Here is a 12926-nt window from a genome sequence, read left to right on the forward strand (position 1 = left end):
AGTACTTTGACTTGCAGATACAGACGCTGAGGCGCTTTGGCTCGCACTAATTGACGCAGACTGGCTCGCGCTTACTGAGATAGACGCTGAGTTCTGGTTGTTAGATGCTGAAGCTGAGGCACTGATGCTTGCGCTCACTGATGCTGAAGTACTTTGACTTGCAGATACAGAAGCTGAGGCGCTTTGGCTAGCTGATACAGATGCTGAGTGACTTGCACTGATGCTTGCTGATACAGAAGCTGAAGCACTTTGGCTTGCACTAATTGACGCAGACTGGCTCGCGCTTACTGAGATAGACGCTGAGTTCTGGTTGTTAGATGCTGATGCTGAAGCACTGATGCTTGCGCTTACTGAGGTTGAAGCACTTTGGCTTGCAGATACAGAAACTGAGGCGCTTTGGCTAGCTGATACTGATGCTGAGTGACTAGCACTTACTGATGCTGAAGCTGATTGACTTACAGATACTGATGCGCTAGCTGATTGACTTGCACTTACAGAAGCTGAGGCTGATTGACTTGAGCTTACTGATGCTGAAGCGCTTTGGCTTGCACTTACTGAGGTTGAAGTACTTTGACTTGCAGATACAGATGCTGAGTGACTTGCACTGATGCTTGCTGATACAGAAGCTGAGGCACTTTGGCTTGCGCTTACTGATGCTGAAGTACTTTGACTTGCAGATACTGAAGCTGAGTGACTAGCACTGATGCTTGCTGAGATAGATGCTGAAGTGCTTTGGCTCGCACTAATTGACGCAGAGTGGCTCGCGCTTACTGAGATAGACGCTGAGTTCTGGTTGTTAGATGCTGAAGCTGAGGCACTTTGGCTTGCGCTTACTGAGGTTGAAGCACTTTGGCTTGCAGATACAGAAACTGATGCGCTTTGGCTAGCTGATACTGATGCTGAGTGACTAGCACTGATGCTTGCTGATACAGAAGCTGAGGCACTTTGGCTTGCGCTTACTGATGCTGAAGTACTTTGACTTGCAGATACTGAAGCTGAGTGACTAGCACTGATGCTTGCTGAGATAGATGCTGAAGTGCTTTGGCTCGCACTAATTGACGCAGAGTGGCTCGCGCTTACTGAGATAGACGCTGAGTTCTGGTTGTTAGATGCTGAAGCTGAGGCACTTTGGCTAGCTGATACAGATGCTGATTGACTAGCACTTACTGATGCTGAAGCGCTTTGGCTTGCACTTACTGAGGTTGAAGTACTTTGACTTGCAGATACTGACGCTGAAGTGCTTTGGCTAGCTGATACAGATGCTGAAGCTGATTGACTTGAGCTTACTGATGCTGAAGCGCTTTGGCTTGCACTTACTGAGGTTGAAGTACTTTGACTTGCAGATACTGACGCTGAAGTGCTTTGGCTAGCTGATACAGATGCTGAAGCTGATTGACTTACAGATACTGATGCGCTAGCTGATTGACTTGCACTTACAGAAGCTGAAGCTGATTGACTTGAGCTTACTGATGCTGAAGCGCTTTGGCTTGCACTTACTGAGGTTGAAGTACTTTGACTTGCAGATACAGAAGCTGAAGTGCTTTGGCTAGCTGATACAGATGCTGAGTGGCTAGCACTGATGCTTGCTGAGATAGATGCTGAAGCGCTTTGGCTCGTACTAATTGACGCAGAGTGGCTCGCGCTTACTGATGTTGAAGCACTTTGACTAGCTGATACGGATGCGCTGGCTGATTGGCTTGCTGATGCACTTTGGCTAGCATTTACTGAGCTTGATGCTGATTGGCTAGCACTGATGCTTGCTGAGATAGATGCTGAAGCACTTTGACTTGCAGATACAGAAGCTGAAACTGATTGGCTAAGGGATCCGCTTTCTTTAACATTTACTTGAATGTCCTTAAAGTTAAGCTGTCCCGCTTCGTCAGTGATCTTATATTTGAGTGTTACAGTTCCTGTTCCAGTAGGCGTTCCAGAAATTTGGATAGATGGGATATAGCCAGTTTTACCAGCCCCTGGTTCATCGGTTCTAGTAGTAACTGTTAATCCAAGTGCTTCTAGTTCTTTCTTGCCATGAATCAGTTCAACCGCTTGATCTGCAAGGTAAGAACTCTGCCAAGAACCAACAGACTTATCTCCTTTGTTATTACCATCATGAACATATAAAGTTTCATTAACTCGTTTACCGACTTCAATCTCAGGAACTAGTGGTTCAGGGGAAGGAATTAGTGAATCTTTGCTCTTGTTGATAATTGACTCCTGCGCAGCCTCAGTTACAACTTCTTCTGGACGGCCTAGATAGCTAAAGAAGTCAGCATCCTTACCACCCGATCCATTAGTATGTCTGACGAGCACATTAGGATTTTCAGTTAAAACGGTCCCTGTAATAGTGACTTTTGGAACATAGGTGAAATCAGCACGCCTTTCCACCCCTGTAACATACCTCAAGCCACTATATTTGGTTGTACCACCATTACCAGTGTACAAAGACATAGAATTTTTAGCATCTTGCTCATATCTATACTGTTTATCATTATGGAAATATAAAGTTTCATTAACTTTGTCTCCTACTTTATATTTTGCAAGAGGAGCCAGTGCTTCTTGTTTCCCTTCAGCATCATACGTTACGGCAGGACCCTTAAACTGAGTAGTAGTAAGACTTACTTTTATGTTGGTTTCAGGAAAACTACGTCCGTCAAAGGTCGCATTCATATAAAAAGTACTGTTTACTGCTTTTGGATTGTCACTCTTGAAAGTTATATATGGGATATAACGTCCGGGTGCCACTTCCACACGACCTGTTTCCGCGGTAATATTATATTTCTCTTGTGCTTCTTCCCAGTTTCGAGTCTCTAGAGTTGTTCTTGGAGAAAGTCCTGCGAACTCACTATCCTTATATGAACCGTAAGGATATTCGTCTGCATCAAATTGAGACTTATGCATATAATATGTCACTGAGAAAGGAACACCTTCTCGTCCCAGAAAGACCCGTTGTCTATTTAAACGACCCGTTGTTTCTGGAGAATTGATGCTATATGGATCGGTATTTAGAAAGAAAGGTTCTTTTGATCCAGTATCGATCGGATTTGCTCTAAATCCAGAATACCCTGTCTTTGGTGCAGTCGCTACAGTATTGTCAACCTTTTGGTTTTTCTCAGCTTGCTTGGTTGTATCCTTACCTTGGGCTTGGTTCTTATCTGCTACAACACCAGCTGCGATGTTGTTGCTTGTTGTTGCTGCTTGGCTTGTGCTAAGAGCTGCACTTGCCAAACTTTGGTTAGCACTACCTGATACAAGACTTGCCGCAGGGTTGACCTTAAGGTTGAGCGATGCAGAAGCTGAGGTAGACACAGAAGCCTGAGCTGATGGTTCGCTAACAACTGATGTACTCTCAACTACAGAGGCAGGTGCTTGAGCGCTTGCTGACTCTGATGGTGTAGAGCTTACTGATGCAGATGCTTTTGCACTTGCTGAGACTGATGTAGGAGCTGATGCTGATTGACTTGCTGAGGCAGATTGACTGACTGAAGCTGACTGACTTGCTGAGGCAGATTGACTGACTGAAACTGACTGACTCGCACTCGCTTGATCCTCAACAGATTGACTGACTGATACAGAAGCTGTTGCAGACGCTTGTTCTGCTTGAGCTTTCTTTACTTCTGCTTGCGCTTGAGCGATGATTGAGTTGGCACTTGTTTCAGTTGTTTCAGCCGCTTTCGATTCAGCTGCGATGACTGTTTTATCCTTTTCTGTATACTCAGATGTTTCATCCGCATAAACAGTTTGCTCTTGAGTCATCACAAATCCTGCAGCCCCCGCGGCCAGGATTCCCCCTATACCCGCTAGCGTGTTAAAACTAAGGTGTGCGTGATCAAGTTCTTCAGTGTCTGACAGGGTACTAGATACAACTTCGCCCACCCCACCGATACGAAAGAGATCCAATTGAGAGTTCGAGGCTTTTACCCAGTTTTTACCCAACTTGTAAAGCTTATAACGCTTTTTCTCATCTACGATCTCGAAATCTTTGTTAAATTTTTTACTTCGAAACATTCGATTCCTTTCTTTTATCCAATTGCGACCCTTTGTTAATCTCATGACCATTAACAAAGTGTAGATTGCGCTGCCTCCCAAAACCAGAGTTAATAAAAGTTGCAGTCAGTTTCAGTTTTTATCCCTTTGACTCAGAAAAAGCAGATTCCATCTGGGATATACCAGCCGTTTTTATCCAGTATATACCACTCATCATTTTACCAAAACGGATTCCCCTTTTCAAGTAATTATATGTAAAATAACAAATGAAAATAGCTAATTTTTTCAGAAAATCCGCTTTTAAGCTTCAAATTGTTGAAAGCGTTTTATTATCTTTCGAACCCCCTACTCCCCCTTTCACACTAGTTCAATTAGATAGAGGCAAAAAAACCTTGACGATTTGCTCGTCAAGGTTCATCTTTTCCAGAGACCTCCTCCATCCAGAAAAAATCCTAGAAAAAGTGTCCCAACTGCATGATGATTGTGACCAAGAGGGTGATAAGAAAAAGAATACCGCCTAAAACTGCAATCATACTAAACTCTTGCTTCTCTCTTTTCAACGGTTTTCTACGATTATCTAGTTGCTCGTTGATATGTTCCTGCAGAATTCCCTTTTTCTTCTCTGGCATGATTGTCCTCCCTTACTAAATCTGCATGAAGGAACTTGCCTTCATCGAAAGCAAGCCCTTGTCTTCTTAGCTTATAAAATTGCCTTGTAGGCTTCCAGATCAGCCTGATTCGCCACCTGTTTTTGCTTAGCAAGTGCCGCTTCCATCTCTGATGAGTGGGCAAGGACACTTTGAATCTTATCCACCATGCCTGAGACATTTTCTGGCGCATAAATGTGATTATCCGCAATAAATCGATGGCTATGGCAAGTATTTTTGAAGCTGAGAATCAGCATGTTGTTCTCAAAAGCTGTGCGACATGCATTGAGGATTTCATCGCTGATATTGATATCTAGATACAAGTCACATCTCTCAAAAAGCTCTGCAACCTTTGCCGGACGAATATTTGGATAAAGCGAAACATTCGGATAACGATTGAGCCCCATCAAATGGCTAGACATTTCTGTGATGGCTCCAATATGGAAATGTACATTTGGCAACTGATTCAAGAGCTGCTCTATTTGCTCAAGTTGATCACTATTGGTCAAAATCAAGGCTTCTGGATTCATATTATTAAGACGCTGGTAATCATAAATATAACCAATATTGTGGAAATAGACTTTTTCTTCTGGTATTGCCAAGCTTTGAATTTTCTCATATACCTGCCTGTCCTGAACAGCGATGCGGATATTGCGATGAGGCATTTTCATAGCTACTTTCATATTTCCAGGTAAGGCTTCTCCGATAGGCTCTTGCCAGAAAAGAACATCTTCTGCACGACCATTTTTAGGACGAAGAGAGTAGGCGACCAAGAAGGGGGTTGCTAGAGAATTATAAATAATACGATCTGTATCATATCCACGATATTGCAGATAAAAGACGACAAATTCTTGTTTAGATTTAAAGATATGACGCTTTCCTTCAAGTGTCAAGATGATATCACCAGTCAGATGATTTTCCATAATGACCACGACATTGCTCTGGTCAAAATAACGAGTATGGGTCGGACGTTGTGTCTGGTCGTAGGTTATTTGTGCAAAAAGCCGTCCTTTGCGATTGTAGATATCTGCCGCTCGAACCTGCCCCTCTGTATCCAGCCATTCGACAGCCCGCACACGTCTTTCATGCGTCGGTTGGCGATAGAAAATATTGGCACGCTTCTTTCCCATATCCAAGATTTCCCCATTTACATTGCTGGAGCGAATCTCCCATAGGTGCGGTTTGGGGACAAGATTAAAATAAATTGGACGGCCCTCTGGTGTGTCCAAATCTCCTGTAAAATAACTGTAAGGAGACTCGACATCTGGTGAAAGATAGCCATCGTCTTGTACAACAACAACAGGACAATCAAGTCCTGTTGCTTTTAATGAACGTAATAAATCAAAACTTGCTTGATCATAGCGGTCAAACAAACAAATCATAGTGGTTATGCCTTTCTTTCTGAATCCTACTTAGTTAGTCTGAGCCGATTGGACAAGATCAGACCAGCGCTGGGCAATATGCTCATCAAGGTAAGGCTCAGCTATCTCGTAGGATACACGGGATAAATCTTCCTGAGAATGTTGAGTTAATAGCTGAACAATCTTTTCTGCGTACTCTGTCGTCATGGCATCTAGATCATCTGGACGAGCCTTAGGAATCAAGTAGCCATTTTCCCCATCACGGATAAAGGTTGGATTTCCATAACGTACATCAAAACCAATAATTGGCAGGCCAGAACCTACTGCTTCTAACAGAGTCAGACCAAAACCTTCACTTGTAGATGCTGCTAGATAAGCGGAATAATTTTTGTAAATATCCGCCATATGATGATGCCCCATCAGTCGAATATACTCTTCTGCTTGCAGATCCGCAATCAGCTTCCGCAGCATAGCTTCCTCACCACCGGTACCATAGATATCGAAGGTGATTTCCGGTAGTTGTTCATGCGCCTTCACCACAGAGTGAATCAGCCAATCAATATGCTTTTCACTGGCCAAACGAGAAGCTGTCATCAAACCAAAAGGTTTCCGCTGACCTTCTGGTCGGCGCAGCTGATCCAAGCTACCCACAGGAATAGTTAAAATATTCTTCGGCTTGATGTCGGTATATTGAGCAAACTGCTCTTTCAGAAGCTCTGTTTGAGCATCCGTCGAGTTGATGATGTAGTCCACCTCTTCCGCATATTCAAATTGATACTCGTAGTAATTATTCCACAAGATATACTCTTTTTCTGCGGGATTTTCACTGAAGTGGTCTGCGTGAACGATGACAGCTAGTTTAGCAGCCCCCTTATTAGCGAAGATTGGCTGGCCAATACCTGTCTCCCGGTCTAGAATCAGTAAATCCTTGTCTGTCAACTTCAAACTTCTCATGAAATAAGCAACAAACTCCTGCTTGGAGTAGAAGACCTGATCTGGAAAACGATAAACTTGCGTTTCTTGCTTACCGTCTACTTCATCGATAATCTCTTCGTAAGCCACACTACCGTCTTCATTGACCCAAGTCCGTTGGTAGAGACGAGCCCGACCATCTACAGGACTATAGTATTCAATAAAGTTTTTAGTATAAGTATAATATTCTTTCTGAATGAGACAGCCACGCGAAACAATCTCTGCCCGCTCAATCAGTTCATTATCCATATCGCATGAGTAGCACGTTACGAAATCATTATCTCCAAACAGGATCCGAAAGGTCTTGTTCTCAGGATTACGGACGATTTCTAGAGGTTCTCTATCAAAACTAGCTAAAACATGTGCCAGAGTGTAGGTCGTTGGAGCAATCTTAACATCTGTAAAATACTGATAGAGCCAAATGACCTCCGAGTCTTCAAAGCCGATATTCTTCGTCAAATGTTCAATATTATCGGCTGAAATAAAATCCATAAAGATGAATTTTGCCTCTAAGCCCACACTGCGAAGTAATTTTGCACGATAAATTTGTGCGTACTCAACCCCGCTGCTTGCCCAACCAATTCCTAGGTTGATGTTATAAATTGTCATAAACCATGTTCCTCTTACAAAAGATTATCTTTTTTAATTCTTGAAAGGCGTTTGATGATTTTTCCTTTCTTCTTTTTATCTTTTTCTTTATCTTTATCTTCGTCTTTAGACTTTTTGACAGGAGAAGTGAAGTAAGTAACGGGAACAGAGCTATCTGTACCTGTCTTAGCAAATGTTTGCTCAATATTTACAACTTCTTTTTGTGGAGCAGAGATTTCTACTGGGACTTCTTTCTCACCAAAAGCATCTGATTCATTTACTTCTTCTTCGTGCGCTTCAAGAGAAGCTTCATCGAATAGACTTTCAGCTTCAACTTGCTCATTTGAAGCTTCGTCTTCTTCCAAAGGCGTATCAAACAAACGCGTAGCTTCATCTTCCTCTAAAGGAGTATCAAATATGCTTGCAAATTCGTCGTCTTCCGAAGCTTCCTCAATTAGACTTGCGATATCAATTTGACCCTCTAAAGTTTCTTCGTCTAGAATCTGACCAATTTGACTAAGAAGCTCTTTGATTTTTTCCCTTTGCGCCTTATAGAGTTGTTCCGTTTCAAGACGTTTTTTCGTCAATTCATCGATCTCTTCAAGGATAGACGATCTTACTTGTAAGAAGTCTTTTTGAGCTTTCTCTAGAACCTCTTGAGCCTCTTTTTCTGCCTTTTCATGTGCTTCAATAATCAGCGATTTAGCATAAACAACGGCTTCACCGATTTCTCTTTCTTGGTTCTTTAAAGCATCCATTTTTTTATGTAAAGATTCAATTTTCTCATTCTTTTTACGAATTTCACTATCAAATCCTTCTTCTAACGATTCAATGTATTCTTCAACTTCCTTGGCACGATAGTTACCAAATAGGGTCTTTTTAAGTCTCATTCTGCTCCCTCTATTCTTCATTTATTCTAATTATATACTATCTTATCAATTGTAGCATAAAATGACGCTTATTACCATTGTTTTATAAGCCTCCGAGCAAAAAAATCCGGATACTACAAGAGCTAATAAAATTCTATCCACCTGCTAGTTCCATGGTTCTCTTAGTTTTGTAACCTTATTCTTTTATAAGCAAAAACACCTGAATAGATGATGTATGATCCATTCAGGTATTTTCATAAAAGGTAACTAGATGTAAAATCATCTAGTTTAGAAATTGAGATCTACCCAGCTAAGAGGTGTATAGCCAAGAAGTTCAACGCCATCATATTCTACTGTTTTAACGATCTCTTGAATATTCGTTTTTAGCTCTTCTATTGATCGGCTGTCTGACTCATCTAATACTAGATCATCTTCCACAATAAATAGTGGCTTTTGATAGCGGTCATAAAGATTATTCATAGCTAGACGAAGACCTACAGGATCAATTGGATTCTTATTGGTGTTATTATAGCCATATTTATTGATAAAGACTTCTTGAGAATTACTAGATGCATGGTAACTAAAGCTAACAAAATCAACCTTTCCGACTCGTAAGTCAAAGAAGTCATCATTTTCAATATCCAAAGCAATCTGCTCACGCTCTAATCGGCGCAAGAAATGGTTTGGATAAGAACCACGAACTTGTACATCTGTAAAGACATAGTTTTCACGGTTCTTAACTTCTGCTTCCATCGCATCAATCGCACTATCTAGATTCTGACTATAGTTACGACTGACTACCAACATGCCACCAAATTGAAATTCTGGATTAATTGATTTTCCAAGCTTAACAGCACGTGCCGAAGCGACTAATTGATAGTGAGCCGCCTGCCAGATTCGTTGGTTCCGATTTTCTCCATCTTCAAAGGACAGACCGCCACCAAGATATGGTAAATGGTGTAAAATATTAAATTCATTAAAGGTAATCCAATATCTTACCTTGTCTTTAAAATGTCTGAAAACAGCTTCTGTATAATGCTCATAAAGTTCAATCATCTTGCGGCTCTTCCACGCACCGTATTTTTCATACAGATGAAGAGGAAGATCGAAATGACTTAAAGTTACAATCGGTTCAATATCCTTTTGCAAAACTTGATCAATGATAGTCTCATAATATTTCAAACCTTCTTCACTTGGCTGCGCTTCTTCTCCAGTTGGGAAAATTCGTGCCCAAGAGATAGAAATTCTATAAACATTGAAGCCCATCGATTGAATCATATTCAAATCACTAACATAATCCGGTTGACTCGCTAAAGTAAATTGCCCCAAAAGATCATAGGCACCTATTGGTACTTTTTTGTAGTTGACTTCCCCTGTCAGTACTCCTATACGTGGTTCACTAATTGGTAATACATCCGTCGTTCCCAAACCTTTATTGCTGTTGGGCATCGTATTTCTAATCATAATGACTCCTTTTGATTTTGTGAATATATGTGGATACTATTGTATCCTCTAGTATCTTTAAAATTATCGCTGATCTTTCTTATTTTGAGCGATAGAAGCCAATCCAGATAATGTACTAGCGACATTTTTTAGGTCAGGAGAAATTGGCTGTAAACCTGGTCTTACCATCTGATATGCCTCTTGATCTGTCACGCTCAAGTTTGGAGTTGTAGAGACTTGAACAGACAAGCTTTCTTGAGATAGTGCAACTGCCTCTGAAAATTCCTGAGATGCAAGGTTCATACTATCAAGCGATTCTTGTTGATAAGCAAAACGCATGGATTCAGTTCTTGACAAACTATTTGAGAGAGATTCTGAGATGTATAAACTTTGTGAAATAGACTTAGACTCTGAAACGCTCTGTCTATAAGAAAGCAACTCTGAAACTGAAATGCTATAAAATTCAGATAACGAAACTCTCACAATACTTTGACTGATTTGCTCTGATTCACTCAGGGAAATCGATTCACTCAAACTAAAGGAAGTTGAGATGCTGACACTATGACTAAGAGATTCGGAAAGACTGATAGAGGTTGAGGTGCTCTGACTAGCCGACTCTGAAACTGAAATTAACTTGCTCTCATATGCAGATTGGGCAACAGAAGCACTAACTGAGAGTGAAGAACTGAGCCAATTATACTCTGAAATTGATTGACTCAAACTTAAAGAAGTTGAAAGGCTCGCACTTTCACTTAATGATTCAGAGATACTGAGACTCTGGCTAAGGCTTTCGGACTCACTCAAACTCAAGGAGCTTGAAACACTCAGGCTTTGACTCAAGGATTCTGAAACACTGAGGCTCTGACTAAGGCTTTCATACTCACTCAAGGAAACTGATTCACTTAAACTAAAGGCAGTTGAAAGGCTTGCACTCTGACTGAGAGATTCTGAAACACTCAGAGAGAGTGAAGCACTCTGACTAATAGAGTCGGAAAGCGATGTTAACTTGCTTTCCAATTCAGATTGGGCAACAGAAGCACTAACTGAGAGTGACGAACTGAGCCAAGTATACTCGGAAAGTGATTCGCTCAAACTAAAGGAAGTCGAAATGCTTGCACTATGACTCAAGGATTCAGACACACTAAGACTCTGGCTCTCTTGTTCAGATTGACTGACTGAAATTGACTCACTGAGGCTTAAAGAGAGTGAAGTGCTGACACTCTGGCTCAAGGATTCTGAAAGGCTGAGACTCTGACTAAGGCTTTCAGATTCACTCAAGAAAGTTGACTCACTCAAACTGAAGGAGCTTGACGCACTGAGACTTTCGGATTCACTCAAGGAAACTGACTCACTCAAGCTGTAAGAAGTGAAGACGCTCACACTCTGACTGAGAAATTCTGATACACTAATAGACTCGGAAATTGATGTCAATTGGCTTTCCAATTCGGATTGAGCAACAGAGGCACTAACCGACAATGAAGAACTTAACCAAGTATACTCGGCAATGGACTCACTCAGGGAAATTGACTCGCTCAAAGAGATTGACTCACTGAGACTGAGAGAAGTTACTGTCCATTCACTCAAAGATTCTGAAAGAGAAAGGGACTGGCTATAGCTAAGTGATTCTGATAGCTGCTGACTCTCCTTAGCTGATTCAGATTCAAAAAGAAGTTGAGAAAATGCTTCACTCAAAGAGAGAGACTGACTGATGCTCAAAGATTCAGATGCCGAAAGGCTAAGTGAAGTAAACTCAGACTGAGCCAACCATTCAGAAGTAGAGAGGCTCAGGCTAGTGCTAAGAGAAATCAAGAAAGTATCCGGCTTATTCTCGTTTACTGAAGATGAATCAGCTTCCTCCTCATAAACTGGATCTGAAAGACTCAGAGAAGCCTCTTCTAAGGCACTGAGAGACTCAGATTCTGAAAAACTCAGACTAGCACTAATGGATTCTGACAGAGAAACTGACTGACTATTCGCTACCGAAGTTGAAACGAATTCGCTAAGAAGGATAGAAGCCGACTCGGAAAGGCTCTCGCTGGCACTGATAGAAGCGGATAACCACTCACTCTCATAGAGTGAATCTGAATCTGATATGCTGAGAGATTCAGATTCAAAGATACTCCAGTATTCAGACTCGGAAAGACTTTCACTTGCACTGATAGAAGCGGATAGCCATTCACTCTCATAAAGTGAATCTGATTCTGATATGCTGAGAGATTCAGATTCAAAGATACTCCAGTACTCAGACTCGGAAAGGCTCTCGCTTGCACTGATAGAAGCGGATAGCCATCCACTCTCATAAAGCGAATCTGACTCTGATATGCTGAGGGACTCAGATTCGAAAATACTCCAGTATTCAGACTCGGAAAGACTCTCACTCGTGCTGATAGAAGCGGATAGCCATTCACTCTCATAAAGCGAATCTGACTCTGATATACTGAGAGATTCAGATTCAAAAATACTCCAGTATTCAGACTCAGAAAGACTCTCACTCGCACTAATAGAGGCGGATAGAGATTCATCCTCAAGAACCAGCTCAGATTCTGAATCTGATTGATCGATAATGTGAGAAGAAGAGTCTAAAGAATAAGTCTCTAATGAATAAGTCTCTAATGAATCATTTTCCCACAGCGAATCTTGAAGAGGACTCTCACTTGTTGAAACAGAATCACTATCGAAATGTTCAGCAGACAAACTCATTGAAGTCGAAACACTCATTGATAAACTTTGGCTGACATTTTTTATCAGATCGTCTACTACCAAGCTATTGTTGGCTTGAAAATCTTCAAAGTCTTCCATAATAGAAATTGGCTCTGTCTGTGGTTTTAATTCTTCATTAATACCTAACACAACCTGATTCTGCTCTTGGGGTTTTCGGCTAATCGGTTTTAAGATGGCTGCATCCGGATCATAATAATTATCATCCTCCGTCACCAATCGTTTAAACTTCGATATAACGCGCTTAAACCCCTTTGCTTTTGCTTTATTATTCTTACCCATAAATATACATTTTCTCCCGAATGCAGTTATATCCTTATTATAAAGTCTATAGCACAATCTGT

General features: G+C 41.3%; 7 protein-coding genes. All 7 read right to left on the reverse strand.

Going from position 1 to position 12926, the window contains the following annotated elements; translation table 11 throughout:
* Positions 1 to 4005, reverse strand: a 4005-nt coding sequence (locus tag D8793_RS06965) for a KxYKxGKxW signal peptide domain-containing protein (protein ID WP_185761031.1), incomplete at its 3' end; no start/stop codon positions are given.
* A 431-nt stretch (positions 4006 to 4436) separates the two neighbouring features.
* A complete protein-coding gene (locus tag D8793_RS06970; RefSeq protein WP_125371290.1) occupies positions 4437 to 4613 on the reverse strand; it encodes an XRE family transcriptional regulator in 177 nt (58 codons plus the stop codon).
* A 71-nt stretch (positions 4614 to 4684) separates the two neighbouring features.
* Positions 4685 to 6013, reverse strand: a complete 1329-nt coding sequence (gtfB, locus tag D8793_RS06975) for an accessory Sec system glycosylation chaperone GtfB (RefSeq protein ID WP_125371291.1) — start codon at positions 6011 to 6013, stop codon at positions 4685 to 4687.
* Between the two features lie 30 nt (positions 6014 to 6043).
* Complete coding sequence (gtfA, locus tag D8793_RS06980) at positions 6044 to 7573, reverse strand: accessory Sec system glycosyltransferase GtfA (protein ID WP_125371292.1); 1530 nt, start codon at positions 7571 to 7573, stop codon at positions 6044 to 6046.
* Positions 7574 to 7587: 14 nt separating this feature from the next.
* Positions 7588 to 8442, reverse strand: coding sequence for a hypothetical protein (locus D8793_RS06985; protein WP_125371293.1), 855 nt, complete (start codon positions 8440 to 8442; stop codon positions 7588 to 7590).
* Between the two features lie 267 nt (positions 8443 to 8709).
* Positions 8710 to 9885 carry a family 1 glycosylhydrolase gene (locus D8793_RS06990; protein ID WP_125371294.1) on the reverse strand — a complete coding sequence of 392 codons (1176 nt, stop codon included), beginning with the start codon at positions 9883 to 9885 and terminating at the stop codon, positions 8710 to 8712.
* A 63-nt stretch (positions 9886 to 9948) separates the two neighbouring features.
* Positions 9949 to 12864, reverse strand: a complete 2916-nt coding sequence (locus D8793_RS06995) for a hypothetical protein (protein ID WP_125371295.1) — start codon at positions 12862 to 12864, stop codon at positions 9949 to 9951.
* Positions 12865 to 12926 lie beyond the last annotated feature (62 nt).

The sequence above is a fragment of the Streptococcus cristatus genome, from assembly GCF_003943465.1.
Classification (GTDB): Bacteria; Bacillota; Bacilli; order Lactobacillales; family Streptococcaceae; genus Streptococcus; species Streptococcus cristatus_C.